The 20467-nt window shown below is 29.6% G+C and carries 18 protein-coding genes; 10 read left to right on the top strand and 8 right to left on the bottom strand.

The features are described 5' to 3' along the window. Nucleotides 1-85: 85 nt before the first annotated feature. From RWL85_RS04035 to tpx, 4 genes are read right to left on the bottom strand one after another with little or no spacing between them, the layout of a single operon-like run. Nucleotides 86-1516 carry an ABC transporter ATP-binding protein gene (locus tag RWL85_RS04035; protein ID WP_314085256.1) on the bottom strand — a complete coding sequence of 477 codons (1431 nt, stop codon included), beginning with the start codon at nt 1514-1516 and terminating at the stop codon, nt 86-88. Nucleotides 1517-1520: 4 nt separating this feature from the next. Further along, nucleotides 1521-2210 (bottom strand): energy-coupling factor transporter transmembrane component T, encoded by a 690-nt coding sequence (locus RWL85_RS04030; protein ID WP_314085254.1) that lies wholly within the window; start codon nt 2208-2210, stop codon nt 1521-1523. 1 nt (nt 2211) lies between these two features. Next, the gene (locus RWL85_RS04025; RefSeq protein ID WP_314085252.1) at nt 2212-2832 is read right to left on the bottom strand and encodes an MptD family putative ECF transporter S component; all 621 of its coding nucleotides are present in this window, start codon (nt 2830-2832) and stop codon (nt 2212-2214) included. Between the two features lie 11 nt (nt 2833-2843). Next, nucleotides 2844-3341 (bottom strand): thiol peroxidase, encoded by a 498-nt coding sequence (gene tpx, locus RWL85_RS04020; RefSeq protein ID WP_314085250.1) that lies wholly within the window; start codon nt 3339-3341, stop codon nt 2844-2846. A gap of 180 nt (nt 3342-3521) precedes the next feature. On the opposite strand from tpx, the gene RWL85_RS04015 reads away from it, so the two are divergent. Continuing rightward, on the top strand, nt 3522-5543 hold the full coding sequence (locus RWL85_RS04015) for a DUF5776 domain-containing protein (RefSeq protein ID WP_314085248.1): 2022 nt from the start codon (nt 3522-3524) through the stop codon (nt 5541-5543). Nucleotides 5544-5778: 235 nt separating this feature from the next. Here RWL85_RS04015 and metG read toward each other — a convergent pair whose 3' ends face one another. Then, nucleotides 5779-7770: a methionine--tRNA ligase gene (metG, locus tag RWL85_RS04010; RefSeq protein ID WP_314085246.1), complete on the bottom strand. Its 1992-nt coding sequence runs from the start codon at nt 7768-7770 to the stop codon at nt 5779-5781. A gap of 237 nt (nt 7771-8007) precedes the next feature. Then, a complete protein-coding gene (pepT, locus tag RWL85_RS04005; RefSeq protein WP_314085244.1) occupies nt 8008-9234 on the bottom strand; it encodes a peptidase T in 1227 nt (408 codons plus the stop codon). Nucleotides 9235-9451: 217 nt separating this feature from the next. Here pepT and RWL85_RS04000 point away from each other — a divergent pair, with 217 nt between their 5' ends. Continuing rightward, nucleotides 9452-9952, top strand: a complete 501-nt coding sequence (locus RWL85_RS04000) for an acyl-CoA thioesterase (RefSeq protein ID WP_314085242.1) — start codon at nt 9452-9454, stop codon at nt 9950-9952. 116 nt (nt 9953-10068) lie between these two features. Here the strand turns inward: RWL85_RS04000 and RWL85_RS03995 are convergent, their stop codons facing one another. Then, nucleotides 10069-11790 carry a phospho-sugar mutase gene (locus tag RWL85_RS03995; protein WP_314085240.1) on the bottom strand — a complete coding sequence of 574 codons (1722 nt, stop codon included), beginning with the start codon at nt 11788-11790 and terminating at the stop codon, nt 10069-10071. 28 nt (nt 11791-11818) lie between these two features. After that, on the bottom strand, nt 11819-12529 hold the full coding sequence (deoD, locus tag RWL85_RS03990; protein WP_004263898.1) for a purine-nucleoside phosphorylase: 711 nt from the start codon (nt 12527-12529) through the stop codon (nt 11819-11821). 391 nt (nt 12530-12920) lie between these two features. Between deoD and mbhE the strand changes: the two genes are divergently transcribed. The 8 genes from mbhE to glmM all read left to right on the top strand — a co-directional run bounded on the left by mbhE (nt 12921) and on the right by glmM (nt 20304). Then, entirely contained in the window at nt 12921-15287 is a 2367-nt protein-coding gene (gene mbhE / locus RWL85_RS03985) for a hydrogen gas-evolving membrane-bound hydrogenase subunit E (RefSeq protein ID WP_314085237.1), read from the top strand. Then, complete coding sequence (locus RWL85_RS03980) at nt 15277-15702, top strand: MnhB domain-containing protein (RefSeq protein WP_314085235.1); 426 nt, start codon at nt 15277-15279, stop codon at nt 15700-15702. Before mbhE ends, RWL85_RS03980 begins: the two co-directional genes overlap by 11 nt. Continuing rightward, a complete protein-coding gene (locus tag RWL85_RS03975; RefSeq protein ID WP_314085233.1) occupies nt 15702-16061 on the top strand; it encodes an NADH-quinone oxidoreductase subunit K in 360 nt (119 codons plus the stop codon). The genes RWL85_RS03980 and RWL85_RS03975 overlap by 1 nt, the downstream gene beginning before the upstream one ends. After that, entirely contained in the window at nt 16054-17535 is a 1482-nt protein-coding gene (locus RWL85_RS03970) for a proton-conducting transporter membrane subunit (protein ID WP_314085231.1), read from the top strand. The genes RWL85_RS03975 and RWL85_RS03970 overlap by 8 nt, the downstream gene beginning before the upstream one ends. Before the next feature lie 2 nt (nt 17536-17537). Then, nucleotides 17538-18035, top strand: coding sequence for a Na+/H+ antiporter subunit E (locus RWL85_RS03965; RefSeq protein WP_314085229.1), 498 nt, complete (start codon nt 17538-17540; stop codon nt 18033-18035). Beyond that, on the top strand, nt 18028-18318 hold the full coding sequence (locus tag RWL85_RS03960) for a monovalent cation/H+ antiporter complex subunit F (RefSeq protein WP_314085227.1): 291 nt from the start codon (nt 18028-18030) through the stop codon (nt 18316-18318). The genes RWL85_RS03965 and RWL85_RS03960 overlap by 8 nt, the downstream gene beginning before the upstream one ends. Further along, the gene (locus tag RWL85_RS03955; RefSeq protein WP_314085225.1) at nt 18305-18673 is read left to right on the top strand and encodes a monovalent cation/H(+) antiporter subunit G; all 369 of its coding nucleotides are present in this window, start codon (nt 18305-18307) and stop codon (nt 18671-18673) included. Before RWL85_RS03960 ends, RWL85_RS03955 begins: the two co-directional genes overlap by 14 nt. 287 nt (nt 18674-18960) lie before the next feature. Continuing rightward, entirely contained in the window at nt 18961-20304 is a 1344-nt protein-coding gene (gene glmM, locus RWL85_RS03950; RefSeq protein WP_314085223.1) for a phosphoglucosamine mutase, read from the top strand. Nucleotides 20305-20467 lie beyond the last annotated feature (163 nt).

The raw sequence follows: 20467 nt of genomic DNA, 5'->3' as shown, positions 1-20467 counted from the left end.
TCTCATTAAAAATAGGCTGTTGATTCATGCATTTTTTGCATTTGTCAACAGCCTGTAGAAATAATGAGTTAATATACAATGTATATTAACTCATTATTTCTAGTATTTTCTTTTTATTATTATCATTTACTTCTATTCTTTCTTTTAAACCTTGCTTATCAAAATATAGTACTTCATCCGAGATTTGACAAAGAAATTCGTAATCATGAGTTATTATAAATATAACAACATCTTGTTCTGCTATTTTCTCTATCAAACGACTAAGCTCAATCATATTAATATAATCTAAACCACTAGTAGGTTCATCAAAAATTAATATTTTTTTATTTGATAATAAGGCTGAAGCTATAGCTACTCTTTGTTTTTCTCCTCCAGATAATGTATTAGGATGACGATTCAGAAACTTCCTAATATTTAATTTATCTACCACTTCATCAAATAGTTCTAAATTGTTACTACCTAATTTAATCTCTTTTTCTACAAGATTGGTAAATAATTGATAATTCACATCTTGCATTACTTGGAATGTGCTTCTTATTAAATCTTTCTTATTGAGATTTTTCCCATTAAGTACGACTTTGTGTTTAGATTTATGTAATCCACTTAAAGCATTAGCAAACGTAGTTTTACCACAACCATTAGCACCGATTATAGAATAAATTCTTGATGAAGAAAAACTTTCATTTTTTAAATAAACTTGATGATCATGGACTTTATAATCTAGTTGCTCAATATTTAAATATTGTTCTTTATTATTTCTAGGTTCTTTCTTGCCAAGTTCTACTTTTGATAAATCTATTTGTCTAGTTTGACATAATCTACTATCAAAGTCAGAAAGTTGTTCTTTTGTAACTTCATGAACTAGTCTACCATCTTTAATAATGTACATTTTATCAATTAAATCCTTCAGATAATAGATTCTATGCTCAGCTACAATTATTGTCTTTCCTTTTTTCTTCAAAGTTTCTATAATTGAAGATATTAATTCTATAGATTTTAAGTCTAAATTACTAGTAATTTCATCAAGAACATAAACATCAGCATCAAGCATCATACTAGCCATAAAAGCCAATTTTTGCTTTTCTCCACCGCTTAATTCTAAGACATTTCTATCCAATAAAAATTCCGCAGAAAATTCTGATATCACTTCATCAATTCTACTTTGTATCTCTGATTTAGAATAACCATAATTTTCCATACTAAAGGCAAGTTCACTCGTAGAATCAAGATTGAAAAACTGATTTTTAGGGTTTTGAAAAACACTTCCAACTACTTTTGAAAAATCTTTTAATCTATCTCCAATATTAAGGTGAGCTACCTTAAATTCACCACTATATCCACCATCAAAAAATTCTGGAGCTAATCCATTTAAAACTCGTAAAATAGAAGTTTTTCCACAACCACTGGCACCTGTAAATAGAATACATTCGCCTTTTTTTATATTAAGTGATAAATCTTCAATATTTAATTTTTGCGATTCAATATATTTATAATTAAAATTTTTAAATGTTATCAATTTATCACCTCATAAACATAATAGAACAAAAAATTATAGTAACAACTACCATAACTAAATAGTCAATTTTGTTGAACTTTAGCTCAATATAACTAGTTGGTTTTTCTTCATTGTCTATTCCTCTACATAAACAAGATACCGAAAGTTCATTTGCTATATTGGTACTTATAATTACATAAGGAACAAATACATATTCAAAGAACTTAATTGGATGAAGTAAGTAGTAGCCTCTACTTACTCCAATTCCTTTCATTTTTAATGAATTTTTTATTAACTTATAATCTGTAAGTAATACCGGGAAAAACCTATACAATACTGCTAGTACTATAATCATTTTCTTTGGTAACTTTATACTTCTCAAAAAGCAGATCAGTTCCGAAACTTTCGAACTACTTACTAAAGCCATACCTGCACATAATGGGAAATACAATGTCTTAAACATTAATGCAGTTAGTAATAAGAAACTGTCAATAACCTGTAATGTAACCGTATGAGCAAAAAATACTTCATAAGCAGTAAGAAAAATATATATTCCAAAAAACCTCGACATTCTTACGTAATTGGAACTTATTCCTAAGTATATTGAAAAACAGAGTGCAACTACCAAATGCATACTTACTGTCATCATTTTAAACATCAATATATTAGCAATGATCAATATAAAAATCTTCGTTCTTATATCTAACTTCAACATACTATAATCCCGCTTTATTAAAATTTTTGAAGTATAATTTTCTTCCTAGATACGTACCAATGATTGAAAAAATTATAGTAAATATAACTATAAATACGAATGTTTTCATATCTGTAGTACTCATAACTAAATTAATTTTCTCATCAGAATAATTCCTATTTTTAAGATGTTGAACATAAGAATCTTTCATAAAGAACATTGGTAATATTAATCCAATATTCCCTAAGTTAAAGAACAGATATGATAAATATTCATTCCCATATCTAAAAGCAATCTCCGCTAAAACTGCTGCTCCAATTAGAACAATTCCTCCTACTACAGAGTGACCAGAGACAGTCATGAAAATACCAATAATTGCTATCATTATAAATATAGCCATATTTTTATTAATTTTATTAAAAATTAAACTATACACACTTCCACAAACTAAAGCAGCTGTAATAGAAGTATAAGTAGCAAAATATACTTTCCCTCCAAATACTAATGAAGTTAAAAGTGTAGAAATTCCTATTCCCACTGCCATTACAAGAATTAATAAAATAGTATATAATCCTAACGTTATTAAGTCTTTAATTTGTAAATTTTTGTTTTCTTCTTTATTTATATATTTTAATTCTGTCATCTATTACCCCACTATATTTTTTTTAATTCTTCTAGTGCAGCTTCATAATTCGGTTCTTCTCCAATCTCTTGTAGAACTTCTTTATATCTTATTACACCTTCTTTATCAAGAATAAATACTGCTCGCGCTAATAATCCTAATTCTTCGACTAAAAGACCATTATTATTTTCAAAATCACGATATTTATAATCTGATACAGTAATTGCATTATTGATTTCCTTATCCGCACAGAATCTACCAAGTGCAAATGGTAAATCTTTAGAAACAGTAATTACAACAGTATTATTAAGATTTGAAACTTCTTTATTAAATTTAATTGTTTGTAATGCACAAATTCCAGTATCTACAGAAGGGAAAGTATTTATTATAACATTCTTACCTCTATAATCTGTTAATTCAAATTCTGACAATGTTCTTGTAACAGCTCTAAAATTAGGAAACACTTCTCCTACATTTAATTTATCTTCAATAGTAACTGGAGTACCTTTAAAGCTAATTGTTTTTTTCATAATTATTACCTCTTTAAATTATAATTTATTGATAAAAATATCTATACTTAATGATAACACATTTCAATTATAGATAAAAGTTTTTTATAATAATTTATTAGGATTTTAAGTAATATTTATATAATTTTATTATAATTTTTGATATAATAGAATGGAATAGTATGTGAAAGGATTTTTTTTATGTCAAAAGAAAAAAAAGATTTAGTTGTAGAAAATGAAACTACAGATTCTACTGAAGAAAAAGATACCTCAATCTCTTTTTTCGGTCGTATTAAACAACAAGTTAAAACTTTCAATTTAAAAAACTCTGAAACTTCTGTTACTGAAAGCAGTATTAAAAATAACGAGATTGATGAGACTGCTTTAGAAAATGAACTTCGTTTAAAAGAGAAAGAGGTTAGATTAAGAGAAGAAGAATTAAAAAAACAAGCACTAGAATTAGAAAAAGCTCGTAAAAGATTCGAAGAAGAACAACGTAAAATTGAAGATGCTCGTAAAAAAAATGAATTAGCCCGAGCAGAAAAGGAACGTCTTGAAAAAGAACGCATTGCTCGTGAAAAAGAGCTTGAGCGTCAGCGTATTGAAAAAGAAAAAGCAGAAAAACGTGAACAAGAACGTCTTGAAAAAGAACGCATTGCTCGTGAAAAAGAACTTGAGCGTCAGCGTATTGAAAAAGAAAAAGCTGAAAAACGTGAACAAGAGCGTCTTGAAAAAGAACGCATTGCTCGTGAAAAAGAGCTTGAACGTCAACGTATTGAAAAAGAAAAAGCTGAAAAACGTGAACAAGAACGTCTTGAAAAAGAACGTATCACTCGCGAAAAAGAACTCGAGCGAGAGCGTATTGAAAAAGAACAAGCTGAAAAAAGAAAAAGAGAATATAGAAGAAAAGAAAAAGAGTTCCAACTCTTAGAAGACAAAAAGAAAATAGAGTTTCTGAAAAAAGAAAATGAAAAGAGAGAACATGAAAATATACTACTTTCATTACAAAATTCTTTATTATCATTAGAAGACAAAATTGAAGAAAAAAAACTTACCCTAGCTACTCTTAAAAATAGAAAAGAAGATAAAGAAAAAATAACTCTTGAAGAAAAAAGACTTAGTAGTTTAATATCTCAAAAGCAAATTATTTTAAAAGATATCGCATCTGAGAAGAAAATAATTGAAAAGATTCAAAAAAATCTTGAAATCGAACTCAAACTCGATGGGATAAAGAAAGAGATACATAGCATTAAAAAAGAAGTTGTTAACGAAGATGAAACAGCATTCAAGATCAAATATATAGATAATAAAATAAAAAATATATTTTTAGTATCTATACTCTATCTTAAAGCATTTATAAATAAAAATATTTTAAGAAAAAATGTAAAAGATTATCCTCAAATACAAAATATTTCTAAAAATATAAAAGTAAAAATAGCTACTTCTATTATTTTAGCGACTTTGCTTTCAATATTCTTTTTAATTACTTTAAAATTCATCTCATCTGCTAAAGAACACTATGTGAGTTTTGGAGAAGCTAATACTACAGCAGTAGATACAACTGAAGAGATGAAAAAACAAAAAGAAGCTGAAGAAAAAGCAAAAATTTTAGCTGCTCAAGAGAAGGCTGAAGCTGCGCGTATTGATTCTGATGCTCAAGATGAAGAGATTACTGCAAAACTGGCAGGTAACTTCACATCTTATTCATTCGATGTTAACCGTGAAGTTACTGTTTCTAAAAAAATTCACACGTTTAAGTCTGCTAGTTGGTCAGATCAAGGAGATGTAATTGAACCAGGTACTAAGTTTACTGTAAATAAAATAGTTTCTCCTGCAGGTTATCTAATGTATCATATTTCATCAGGAAAATTCCAAGGACAATTTATTACAGCAAATGAAAAATTTGTAACTATTGACACAAAAAATGATCAACTTGATAACTTCATTTCTCGCCCTGTTGCTATTAAATTCCTAGCAACTCAAAATGTTTACTCTGATGAATCAGTAAGTAAAGTGAGAGTCACTTTTGGTAATGGTGCTCAATTAAATATTAACGGTATAGGAATTACAAATAATAGATTAATATACTATGTTACTGATGGTTCATTCGTACCAGTTAACCCTGTTCGTGTAACTGAAGTAAATAGAGAAACACCGAAATCAAAAAACATTGATAATAACAATAAGAACAACTCTCAAAGCAACCAAAAAACTACATCTTAATATTATATCCACCTTTGATAATATCTTAGGTGGATTTTTATGCAAAAATTTCATTTTATACAAAAAGGAATACCCCGACAAAATTGATTTCTACAAAATCAAGATTTTGTCTAGGTATCCCCTAGCAATGTTTATTGTATCTAAAAGTATTATAAAACGAATTTAGATGTCAATAAAGCACTATAGTTGTAAATTCTCACTTGTATTTTGGACATTTTGCTAAGTCCAGTTTTTATTATCTTATTTCTGCTCCATTAGGAATATCAGCATTGATTTCTACTACTCGTAAAACTCCATCTTTTTCTGCTGATAAAATCATTCCTTCACTTAATTCTCCACACAGTTTAACCGGTTTTAAATTAGCTACAACTGCAACTTTTTTACCAATAAGTTCCGCTGGATCATAGTATTTTGCAATACCAGAAATTATCTGTCTTTGATGATTTCCTAAATCTAATTTGAATTTTAATAATTTAGAGCTTTTCTTAACTTTTTCGCAATCTATGACTTGAGCAACTCTTAAAGATGTTTCAAAGAATTTATCTATTGTAATTTCTTCAGCAAGTTCAACATATGTATCATCTTTTGATTCTGTTTCCAGATTCTCAAGTGCTTTAGGAGACATTTGTTCTTTTATATATTCTACTTCTACTTCTTTATCAAATCTTGGGAAGATTGGAGTTGGTTTTTCCACTACTTTCACAGATCCATCAAATACACCAAATGTTTTAGCTGATTCAAAAACCAATAAATTTTCTTTAATTCCCAATTGTTTAGCAATTTCTGCTGGTGCTTTTGTTAAAGCAGGAGAGATTAAAATCGTAGCTATACGAAGACTTTCAGCTAAATAGTTCATCACTTTATCTAATTCTTGTTGATTAGCTTCGTCTTTAGCTAGAATCCATGGAGTAGTTTGATCAATATATTTATTTGTTCTAGAAATAAACTTCCATACTGATTCTAAAGCTTTTGAAAATTGCATATTTTCCATATATTCTGCGTACTCTGTAATAACTTCTTTTGATAAATCAATTAATTCTTTATCAAATTCAGTAGTTGGTTCAACAAATTCTGGAATTAATCCACCACAATACTTATTAATCATAGAAATAGTTCTATTTAATAAATTTCCTAAGTCATTAGATAAATCAGAATTAATTCTATCAATAAAACTTTCAGGTGTGAAAATTCCATCTTGTCCAAATGGAACTTCACGTAGTAAGTAATAACGTGCTGAATCTAATCCATAGCGTTCTATTAACATATATGGATCTACTACATTCCCCTTAGACTTACTCATCTTACCGTCTTTCATAAGTAACCAACCATGAGCGAAAACTTTCTTAGGTAACGGTAAATCTAATGCCATAAGTAATATAGGCCAATATATTACGTGGAAACGTACAATTTCCTTACCTACTACTTGTACATCAGCTGGCCAATATTTATTAAATAGTTCTTCACTCTCACCTGTTGCATAACCTAAAGCTGTAATGTAGTTAACTAAGGCATCAATCCAAACATACACAACATGTTTAGGATTAGATTTTACTTTTACTCCCCAATCAAATGTTGTACGAGTAACAGCTAAATCTTCTAATCCCGGTTTAATGAAGTTATTAAGCATTTCATTTTTTCTACTTTCAGGTAAAATGAATTCTGGATGTTCATCATAGTATTCTACCAATCTATCCGCATATTTACTCATTTTAAAGAAATAACATTCTTCACTAACTAGTTTTACTTCATTTCCACTTGGTGCAATACCACCAATCATATTTCCATTTTCATCTCTGAAAACTTCTTGAAGCTGTGTTTCCGTGAAATATTCTTCATCGCTAATAGAATACCAACCCTTGTATTCTCCAAGATAAATATCGCCTTTTTCTACTAATCTATCAAAAATCTCAGCTACTGCTCTTTCATGATAGTCATCAGTAGTACGGATAAATTTGCTATAATCTATATTCATAGCTTCCCACAATTTTTTAATATCCTTAATCATTTCATCAACATAAGCTTGTTCAGAAATACCTTTTTCTTGAGCTTTTTGTTGAATTTTTTGACCGTGTTCGTCTGTACCTGTTAAAAAGTATGTATCATATCCACTTAATTTTTTATATCTTGTTAAAGCGTCACACGCTACTGTTGTATACGCATGCCCTATATGTAAGTTACCGCTTGGGTAATAAATAGGAGTTGTAACATAAAATGTTTTTTTTGTCATCTTACAACCATCCTCACTTTCGTTTCAATTTTTAGTTAATATACATTACTATTGTACCATATATTTGAGGCTATTGCATGATTTTTTTAATTTTTTTCTAATTTCAAAAAATTTTTGTATAAAATATAGGGAGTGACTCAAAAATCTTGGTTTCTACGAAATCAAGATTTTTGAGTCACTCCCTTATAAATTATATTTTAAATTATTTTTATCTCTCACACCAAGGTGTGATTTTTTCTACTTTTTTGCTAGTTTAGCTATCTCCACTATTGTATCGGCTGCTTTTTTCATATGTTCTAAACAACTGAATTCATATTGCCCATGGAAGTTTTCTCCACCGACAAAAATATTAGGTGTAGGAATTCCCATATACGAAATTTTAGAACCATCAGTTCCTCCACGTATTGGAATAATCAATGGTGTCACACCAACATTTTTAATAGCTTGTTCAGCTACATCAACACAGCGTTTATCTTCTTTAATTACATCACCCATATTATAATATTGATCATATAATTCATATTCTACTACATTTCCATATTTTTCATTAATTTTAGCTGCAACTTCTTCTGCAAATTTTTTACGTGCTAAGAATTTTTCTCTATCATGGTCACGAATAATATAAACCATTTCCGCTTCTTCTATTCTAGCTTGCATATTATGTAATAAATAGAATCCTTCATAACCTTCCGTATGTTCTGGAACTTCCTTTTCTGGGAATAATGATGCTAATTCAGCAGCAATCATATTGGCATTTTTCATTTTTCCTTTTGCTGTACCAGGATGTACACTTACACCAGTAATATTATACGTTATTTGCGCAGCATTGAAACTTTCATATTGAAGTTCTCCTAGAACTCCACCATCCATTGTATATGCATAGTCTGTAGCAAAACCTTTCGCATCAAAATGATCAGCTCCACGTCCAATTTCTTCATCAGGCCCAAAAGCAATGCGAATATCCCCATGTTCTATTTCAGGATGTTCACTTAAATACTTTATAGCTTCAACTATTTCTGTAATTCCTGCCTTATCGTCAGCACCTAATAAAGTTGTTCCATCAGTTGTGATTAATGTAAGTCCCTTATAATTGTTTAAATTAGGAAACTCTTCTTTTGTCATTACAATATTTAAATCTTTATTTAAAACAATGTCTTCTCCATCATAGTTTTCTATAACTTGTGGATTAATACCTTCAACATTAAAATCAGCTGTATCAACATGAGAAATAAAACCTATTCTATCATAAGGTTTATCAGTATTGGCTGGTAATGTTGCAGTTAAAAACCAATTTTCCTCGTTTAAAACTATATCGCTTAGATTCAGTTCTTCTAATTGCCCTTTCAACATACGTAAAAAATCTTTTTGCTCTGGAGTAGACGGTATTGTCGTACTAGCTGCATTAGATCTTGATTTGAAATTAACATATCCTAAAAAACGTTCTAACATAGTTTCATATTTCATTATTCTTCACCTCATTTGTATTTTATTTTATTATAATATACTATTTAATAAAATGTAAAGGTTATACTACACTATTTTTTATATAAATATTTGGTTATCTTTTTCTAGTGTTATAAACAATCTTCTTAATAAAATTGTATTTTTATGTTACAATTACATATGTATTCTAATTTTATATTAGACATTAGTAGAATTAAATTTTAAGGAGAACTTTTTCATGCAAGAAGTTATGAACTATAAAGATACTAGGATTGAAAACTTCCATACTATTTATCCTAACCATATGAACAGACATGACACATTATTCGGTGGACAAACTCTATACTGGCTTGACGATGTACAAGGTTTAGTAATACGTAGATATACACACCTACCCTTCTTTACTGCAAGTATTGATACATATCAATTTTTAGACGTTGTACATAGACACGAAGCATTAATTATTGATAGTTATATTTCTCGAGTTGGTACTAGAAGTGTTGAAATTTTTGCTGAACTAAGTGCATTTAACCATGAAACAAGACATACTCGCTTAGTAGGAATTTGCTTTTCAACTTTTGCAATTAGCAAAAATACTGTACTTGAAAAACCTTTACCTAAAGTTGAATATACTGATGAAATTTCAAAATTTGTTAGCTCTTCTTACGCAGATAGACAAAGTGGAAAATTAACAGCTAGACAATTCTGTAAAGAATATCTAAAATATTATAATAAATAGTAAAAAAGGAAGCGAGATTATTTCTCACTTCCTTTTTTAGGTTATATACTAGATTCAAGGTATGGTAGAAACCAATTCAAAATTTGGATAAAGTGACCATTCCTTAGATTATTCTATTAATCAATTGAATAAAGTAATTCTAATACTTTTTCTTCAAATTTAACTAATTTTTCTTTAGCAACTTCTTTATCTGCATCTTTAACGTAAACATAAAGTTTTACTTTTGGCTCTGTTCCACTTGGACGTAAAGTATACCAAGATTCATCTGAGTAACTGAATTTAACAGCATCAGTTTTTTCGATTTCAATATCTTTTTCTTCACCAGTAGCTACAGTTTTTTCTTTTTGTACTAAGTAGTCAGTAATAGCTACTACTTCGCTTCCAGCTATTTCACGAGCAAAAATTTCGCGATATTTTTCCATCATACGTTTAATTCTTTGAGCACCTGCTGCTCCTTCTAAAACGATTGAGATAGTTTTATCTAGGTAGTAACCATATTTTTCATAGAATCCATCAAGTACGTCTACTAATGTTTTACCTTGTATTTTGTAGAATGCTGCAGCTTCAACTAATAACATAGCGATAGTTACACCATCTTTATCACGTAAGAATGTACCGACATTGTATCCAATACTTTCTTCATATCCCATTACATAGTTTTTCTCACCTGTAATATCCCATTCATTTGGTAATGCACAAATGTTTTTAAATCCAGTTAGAACATCGATTACTTCTACTCCATATTCTTTACAAAGTGGTTCAACCATTTTAGAAGTTACGATAGATTTAACTAACACTGGGTTTTCAGGAAGTTTATTTTGTTTAGCAAGATTTTCAATAACATATTGAACCAATACTGCTCCTGCTTGGTTACCATTTAGAGAAACTACTTCACCATTGTGGATTACTTCTACAGCAAGACGGTCACAGTCAGGGTCAGTTGCAATAATTACGTCTGCATTAACTTCTTTTGCTAGTCTTTCACCGTATTCAAATGCTGCAGTGTCTTCTGGATTTGGATATTCAATAGTTGGGAAAGTTCCATCTGGATCTTTTTGTTCTTCAACAACATGTACATTTTCAAATCCACGACGAGCAAGAACTGTTGTTACAGCTTTGTATCCAGCTCCATTTAATGGTGTATAAACTACAGAAATGTTTTTATCAATATTTTCATCATTAATTGCACAGTTTAAAGATTCTCTATAGAATTCTTCATCAATTTCTTGTCCAATATAAACCAATAATCCTTTTTCTTGTGCTTCTTCTTCTGTTAAAGTTACATAGTTGTCAAAAATATCCATAGAGTTAATGTACTCTAATACTTTATCACTTATATCAGATTTGATTTGAGATCCTTCTTGCCAATATACTTTATATCCGTTATACTCTTTAGGATTGTGACTTGCTGTAATGTTAATACCACTAGCTGTTCCTAAATAACGAACCGCAAATGATAATTCAGGAGTTGGTCGTAAATCTTCGAATAAGTATGCTTTAACTCCATTACTAGCCATTACTAATGCTGCTAACTTAGCAAATTCTTTTGAGAAAAGACGCGGATCATGAGCAATAGCGATACCTTTTTCTTGCAATCCATTATCAATGATAGTTTGTGCTAATGCTTTTGTAGCACGAGCAATGATAAACCTATTCATTCTATTAGAACCCATACCAACTTTACCACGTAACCCCGCAGTTCCGAATTCTAATTCTTTATAAAATCTATCTTCTTTTTCTACTTCATCAGCAGCTACATTTTTTAATTGAAGTTTTTCTTCTTCTGTTAAAGCTGAACTATTTAACCATTTTTCATATAATTCTTGATAATTACTCATATCATATTACCTCTTATTTTTTTATTTTTTAGACTAAACCTAAAGCAATTTCCATCATTTTTGTAAATGCTGTTTGTCTTTCTTCTGGTGTAGTTTCTTCCCCTGTTACTAGTGAATCACTCACTGTCAATATTGTTAGAGCATTAACTCCAGCAGCTGTTGCATTAGCATATAATGCTGTACTCTCCATTTCAACTGCTAAAACTCCCATTTTAATCCAATTTTCCATAGCTTTTTCGTCTGCATTATAGAAAATTTCACTACATAAGATGTTTCCTACATGTACTGCTTGCCCCATTTCTTGAGCTCTGTTGTATGCTTTTAATAACAAATCAAACGAAGCTGTTAAACTGTAATTCCCTGGAATATTATATTGGTGCATGTAGTTAGAATTTGTTGATGAACCCATTCCTAAAATTACATCGTATAATTTCACTTCTGGTTGTAAAGCTCCACAAGTTCCTATTCTAATTAAGTTTTTAACCCCAAAAGTGTGAATTAATTCATAAGAATAAATACCGATACTAGCTGGTCCCATACCTGTTCCCATTACAGAAATCTTTTTACCTTTATATGTTCCAGTATATCCAAGCATACCACGCACTTCGTTAAAACATACTGCATCTTCTAAAAATGTTTCTGCAATAAATTTTGCTCTAAGTGGATCCCCTGGCAATAGAATTGTTTCTGCAATTTCTACTCCATTAGGCTTAATATGTGGTGTTTGTTTGTGTGACATCAGATAGTCCCCCTGTAAATATATTAATAACTTTATTATACCTTTTTTTCTCTTCTTAAACAAGAGATATTAAAAAAATAATTATCTTTATTTTTTAATAAATATTCTGACAACAAAGACTATGTAATAACTTATTTTGCTTTGATTTTGAATTAATACTTTTTATAACATATATTTCTTATCATTGAAAAATAAAATTATATTCTTTAGTTTAATTTACTAATTAACACTAATTTTTATCGCTTTCATTTGACATTATAATGATACCTTGTAATTACAAATATTTCAAATTGAAAAATAATTATATAAAACTTGAATATTAATAGTATTTTAATCAATTTTGGTATATAATTAATGTTATAAATAAAATATATATGAAAGAGGTTTTTTTATGTTACAATTAGCTATCTTTTTACCAGTAATTGCTATGTTTTTTGTACCTTTCTTGAGGAAAAACTTTAAAAATATACATACTGGAAAATTTATTATAATTGTTCCATTAATCCTGTTTGGGTATTTTGTTTCAAATATTAATAATATCTATTCAGGTGGAACAATTTATAAAAAATTAGCATTTGTTTCTAATGCGGGACTTGATTTAAATCTTCACTTAGACGGGTTATCACTCCTTTTTGCTTTACTAATTACAGGAATTGGTACTCTAGTAATCTTATACTCTTGTTATTATATGAGTATTACAGATGAAAAATTACATAAATTTTACATATTCCTACTAATGTTTATGTCAGCTATGTTGGGAGTAGTTTTATCAGACAATATGCTTAGTATGTATATGTTTTGGGAAATGACTTCTGTATCTTCATTTCTTCTAATTAGTTATTGGCACGAAAACGACGCTTCAAGAAAAGGAGCACTAAAATCATTAATCATTACTGTTTCTGGTGGAGTATTAATGTTAGCAGGAATATTTGTTTTAAATAATATCACAGGTAGCTTTAATATTAGTGAAGTAATAGAATTCACTAAAAATCATGGATATAACAGTAAATATCTAATTGCGATGATTTTAATAATATTTGGTGCATTTACTAAGTCTGCTCAATTCCCATTCCATATTTGGTTACCTGATGCAATGGCTGCTCCAACACCAATCAGTAGTTATTTACACTCAGCAACAATGGTTAAAGCTGGTATCTACTTACTGCTTCGAATTGGTATTATTTTCTCATTCTCTACTACATTTGGTAATATTTTAATTATCTTCGGAACAATAACAATGCTAATAGGTTCTATATCTGCAATATTCTTAAAAGATTTAAAAGGAATCTTAGCTTATTCTACAATAAGTCAACTTGGTATGATGACGCTTATGATTGGTATTGCAAACCTTGGATTATATAATGATAATCATTATGTTTATACATTTGCATTTTATGCTGTTTGCTTCCACATCATAAACCATGCCGCATTTAAAGCATGTTTATTTATGATTACTGGAATTATCGATCATTCATTCCACAGCAGAGATATTGAAAAATTACGTGGAATAAAAAAATTCATGCCACTTAGCTTTATACTTAGTGTTATAGCTGGATTTTCAATGGCTGGAATTCCACCTTTAAGTGGATTTTACTCAAAAGAATACTTCCTAACAGTAGTCTATGGATTAACACAATCTAGTATGTTGTACATGGTTATTGTAATATCTGTTGTTATTGGAGCCTTAGGAACGGCAATTTATTCACTAATACTTGCCTTTAAACCTTTCTTAGGTACATTTAACAACAACGTACTTGGTGAGAAAAAATTACATCTTCCTAGTAACGGAATTTTCATCTCACCTATAATACTTGTAGTATTTGTTATAATTAATACATTTATAAAAGACTTCGTTGTAGTCCCAGCTCAACAAGCTGCTCTAGCTGTGAAAATTACAAATAACGAAGTAATAACTCACATTCATCATAACACTTTCTTATCGAGCGAGCTACTTACATCAATATTTGTAATAATTGCAAGCTTTGGGATTTACAAAGTATTTGCTAGTGAGAACGGTATTTATTCATTAAATCCAATAATCATTTCCATCCATGGAGCTTATGATAACGGAGGTGCTTTATTACATAAAATAAGTGGATATTTACATGATTCATTTATCACTAATCAACTTAGAAGAAATATGAGTTATATATTCTTAGTTTTATCAGCGACTATTATTGGTGGATATTTTGCAATAGGAAGACCACTGTTAATCAATAAATTTTCTACAATTCATTACATGAATATTTTCATTGGTATATGTATCTTGATTTGTTGTGTTGCTCTTACAACTGTATATAATCGTTTAGTTCTTATTATCTTATCTTCTGGAATTGGGTTTATGATGACTGCATTATATGTAACATTTAGAGCCCCAGACTTAGCAATGACTCAATTTGTTATTGAATCAATTTCTACTATTATTTTCTTAATTGCATTTATCTTATTAACAGATAAAACAAAACAAGTAGAAAAATATCAATTTAAACTTACAAATGCAATAATTGCTGCATTAACTGGTATTAGTTTTACTATTATCGGATTAGTATCATATGCATATAAAAATCCATCAGAAATCAGCCAATTCTACTTTGATAATGTAGTTGATTCCGGTGGTGGTAATATAGTTAATGTTATTATCGTTGACTTTAGGGGATTTGATACCTTATTTGAAATCACCGTTATGACAATGGTAGCATTGATAATTTATGCAATGTTTAAAATTATTAAAAGAGGAGGACCAAAAGATGAAAACTAATGATGTAATCTTAAAATCATTATCTGCAATTATTTCAGGATGTATTTTCCTACTTTCACTTAGTTTGTACTTTGGTGGTCACTTCCTTCCTGGCGGTGGTTTTGTTGGTGGACTTCTTTGTACAATGGCATTAGCACTAGCAATGTTTACATATGGAATAGATAAAGTTACCAAACTTCTTCCTATTAATTACGTTTATGTTACTGCTATCGGTCTACTTTTCTCTATAGGAACTGCATTTAGCGGTGTTGTAGTCGGGAAAAATTTCTTCAAACACCACTATACACATATTCACGTTCCTATAATGGGTGAAATGGAATTACACACAGCCGCAATATTTGACTTAGGTGTCTATTTTGTAGTTGTAGGAGTACTAATGTCAGTTATTTTGGCTTTCGGAAAGGATGGTAAATAATGGAATTTTATATGATTATCTTATGTGGTATTCTTGTTGGATTTGGTGTTTACCTTATGCTTTCAAAGAGTATGATGCGAATTATTATTGGAGTTGGTCTTTTTGGACATGCTGCAAACTTAATAATTTTAATCGCAGGAGGTTTATATGATGGTGATATTCCTATCATTTCTGAGTTAGGAAAAAATTATATAGATCCTATCCCTGCAGCACTTATACTTACTGCTATCGTAATCGGATTCGCAGTAACATGTTTATTAATTTCAATTTATATAGCTAACTACAAACTAAAAGGAAGCGATAATGTAATTGATCTTGAAGATGTAGATAATATGAAGGAGGAGAGAAAAAATGCATAGTAATTTACCTGTTATACCAATTTTTATACCCCTTCTATTTGCTGCAATTACAGTATTATTTAGAAAAAGAATAGCAATGCAACGTTTATTAACTACATTAGCTACTCTGCTGGTGTTAGCATTTTCTATCTACAATATTTATTTAGTTGATAAGCATAAAATACTAATACTAGAAATGGGGAACTGGGCTAGTCCATTCGGTATTACTTTAACCCTAGATGGATTAAATAGTATCTTAGTTACTACATCATCTATCGTATTTCTGGCAACTTTAATATATTCATTTAAAACAATCGACAAAGTGCGTGAACTTAGCTTCTTCTATCCAGGATTCCTATTAATCATGGTAGGAATTAACGGGGCCTTCACAACAGGTGATATTTTCAACTTATTTGTTTTCTATGAAATATTACTTATGTCATCATACTTACTACTACTAGTAGGTATTAATAAAGAACAACTTAAATCTTCCATAAGTTATGTACTAATGAATGTATTTGCTGGCAGTCTATTTGTTATTAGCATTGGGTATCTTTACACAATTGTTGGTAGTTTAAATATGGCATACATCTCACAAACAATCTCATCCATGGCAGATCGACGCGGATTATATCTTGTTGGAGCTGTAATGATATTTGTGTTCTGTATGAAAGGTGCCTTATTCCCTCTATTCACATGGATGAATAGATCATATGCAGCACCTCCAATATCAATCTCAATAATATTTGGAGCATTGCTTACAAAAGTTGGACTATACTCAATAATTAGAACATACGGATTGTTCTATTATGAATCAAGTTTTATTAAATCATATATATTAGTACTTGGAGCAATTTCTATAGTAGCAGGTTGTATCGGTGCAATCTATCAAAAAGATTTAAAACAAATAGTAATCTTCAATATAGTAATCTCACTAGGTGTTATGGTATGTGGAACTGCTACATTAAACACTTTTGGCGTTAAAGGAGCTTTATTCTATGCCGTTAATGATATACTTCTAAAAGCTGCTCTATTTATCATAGTTGGATTAATAATCTATATTAGCGGGGTTAAATATGTTAAAAAATGTGGTTTAATAAATAAATACCCTCTCCTTGGTTGGACTTACTTTATAGTGGTTTTATCACTAGCCGGAGTTCCACCATTTAGTGGTTTCTATGGTAAAGCACTTATTATTAAAGGTTTAATTACAAACAATAATACCTTTATAGCTGTACTAGTAGCTTTATCAGGGTTGGTAGTTTTCTACTCACTAATTAGAGTATTTTTAAATGTATTTTACGATAATATTAATAAGAGCCTAATTCTAAAACCACTTCCTAAAGGAGTACAAATTCCTCTTATTGTTATCGTTGCTGTCGCACTTATTGTAGGGATTAGTACTAACCTATTAGATAGTTTCTTCGATAAAGGGATACAAATGGTATTAAATCCTCAACACTATATTGATTTAGTACTTAAGAAAGGAGCATAATTATGACACTACAATTTTTAATTAATATACTAGTCGGTGTAATATGGACGTTCTTTTCAGGTAACTATAACTCTGAGTATTTCGCTGTAGGTTTCTTTTGGGGAATGGTTCTCCTATTCATATTTAGAAATACCTTCGCTAAAAATATCCTTGGAGAACAACTTTATTACATCTATGTCTATAAATGGATAAAATTAATCTTAATGTTTTTAATCGAATTATTAAAAGCTGATATAAACGTACTAAAATTGATGTTTAAAAAAGATCTCGATGTAAATCCTGTTATTTTTGAATATCCTTTAGAAGTAAAAAAAGATTGGCAAATCACACTACTTGCAAATATGATTACATTAACACCAGGTACTCTAACAGTTAACGTTGGGCATGATAATAAAGTCCTTCACATTCACTGCTTAGACACTGATGATATTGCAGGTGAAATTGAAGGTATAAAAAATAGTTTTGAAAAAGCAATACTGGAGGTTGATTTAGATGGATAAGATATTAGAATACTCTATTATACTAGGTATTTTTGCAAGTATAGCGATGATATGCTTCTTACTATTATATATTGTAAAAAAACCTAGCATATTCGATAAATTAATAGCAAGTGACCTTCTTGCTATGCCTCTTATTTGTTTGATAGTTTTAGTAAGTATGTATTTTAAAACTTTTTCATACATTTCTCTAATACTTATCATAACAATTATATGTTTAGTCGGAACTATCGTTACTGCTAGATTCTTAGCTAAAAAGGAGGTATTTAGCGATGATACTAAATAACATTTTAGACATTATTATTATACTTCTAATTTTAGCCTCAATTGTTGCTATGTTAGCTACTGTGATTGGCTTCATAAGATTACCAGATGAAATGACAAAAATTCATGCCGCTGGTGTTACAGGCTCTTTTGCTGTTGAATTAGTTCTTATTGCTGGATTTGTTTATTTCTATCGATACTTACATGTATTTGAGTTTAAATTTTTCTTAGCTATTGCATTTTTATTCTTAGCAGCACCTGTATCTGCACATATGCTTTCAATAAGTGCTATTATATATAATAAACACGTATATTCAAAAGATAATAAAGACGAAGCTAAAAAAGTGTTAGATGATATAGCAAAACTCAATAAATAAACTCTAATATAATTTCAAAAACCACTGTTACTATATTTGTTTCAGTGGTTTATTGATATCTAAATTCACTTTGCGAAATATTTTCGAAATAGTTATAAAATAAAAATTTACTGTTTTGATAAAATTGACTTTCAAAAATCACAAATTTATGATCACCTCCAGAAATTTTAAAATTTCCTGATAACTAATGTTAAGACTCCATAAGTAAGTCAATATTATGAAAATCTTGACTTATTTCACTTTATATAGTAATATTCATATAGATTATAAAACAAGGAGTCATTTTTATGAGAAAATATTTTGGAACAGACGGTATTCGTGGTATCGCAGGTGAATCACTTACTGCCGATTTGAGTTTTAAAGTAGGTAAAGCTCTAGGTAAATTACTTACTGAAAAAAAAGAACATCCAAAAGTAATAATAGGTAGAGATACGCGAATTTCATGCGATATGATTGAACATGCACTATCAGCTGGTCTTACTAGTACTGGAGTACATGTAATGACAATTGGTACAATTCCTACACCTGCAATTGCTTATTTAACTAAAACAATAGAGACTGATAGTGGTATAATGATTTCAGCTTCACACAATCCTTATCAAGACAACGGAATTAAGATTTTTGGTCCTGATGGATTTAAACTTACAGACGAACAAGAATTAGAAATTGAACATCTTATCGATAACTCTGATGAGATTAAAAATGTTAGTTTTGAAAAAATTGGAAAACTATACGGTGCGAATGAATTAAGCCAAAAATATATTCAACACATTAAACAATCCATTTCAGGAGATTTATCTGGAGTTAAAATTGCACTTGACTGTGCTAATGGTGCAACAACTGGTGTAGCTCCTTTTATCTTCGGTGATTTAGAAGCTGATATTGAAACTATTGGTTGTCAACCTAATGGAATTAACATCAATGATAATGTTGGATCTACAAAAATTAACACTATAGCTGAATTCGTAAAAAACAACGATGTAGATATGGGATTTGCATTCGATGGAGATGGAGATAGAGTCCTTGCTGTAGATGCCAAAGGAAATATCGTAGATGGTGATAAAATTATGTTTATCTTAGCAAAACACCTTAAAGACCGTGGTGAATTAAAAGATAACATGGTCGTTTCTACTGTAATGAGTAACATTGGATTCTACAAAGCAATAGATGAACACGGTCTTCAATCAGTAAAAACTGCTGTTGGAGATAGATATGTTGTAGAAGAAATGCGAAACAATGACTACTCACTAGGCGGTGAACAATCAGGTCATATTATACTTATGAATTATGCAACAACTGGTGATGGTATACTTACAGCAGTTAAACTTGCAGACATTATTAAATCATCTGGAAAATCATTAGAAGAGTTGGCCAACGAAGTGAGTATTTACCCTCAAAAACTAGTAAACATCAAAGTAATAGATAAAAAAGCTGCCATGGAAGATTCAGAGATATTAGATGAGTGCAAAAAAGTTGAAAAAGAATTAGAAGGTAACGGTCGAATTTTATTACGTGCCTCTGGAACAGAAAACCTTATCCGTGTTATGGTAGAAGCCAGCAGTGATGAACTTACAGATAAGTATTGTGAACAAGTCGCTAGAATTGTTAGAGAAAAATTCGAAATAAAATAAATAAAATAAATAAAAAAAAATAAACTAAAAAAAGGAGTTAGTACTAACATCTAACTTCTTTTTATTTTTTATATTCAGTAGATATACAATCATAAAATAATTTCTATTAAATATCAACTTCAAAGCCAACAAATTTTAGTTAACGAATAAAACACCTTCTCAA

Origin of the sequence: uncultured Gemella sp. (assembly GCF_963515875.1) — a bacterium.
Lineage (GTDB): Bacteria > Bacillota > Bacilli > Staphylococcales > Gemellaceae > Gemella.
The sequence above is the reverse complement of the archived record's forward strand: the minus strand, read 5'-3'. Positions and strand labels throughout refer to the sequence as shown.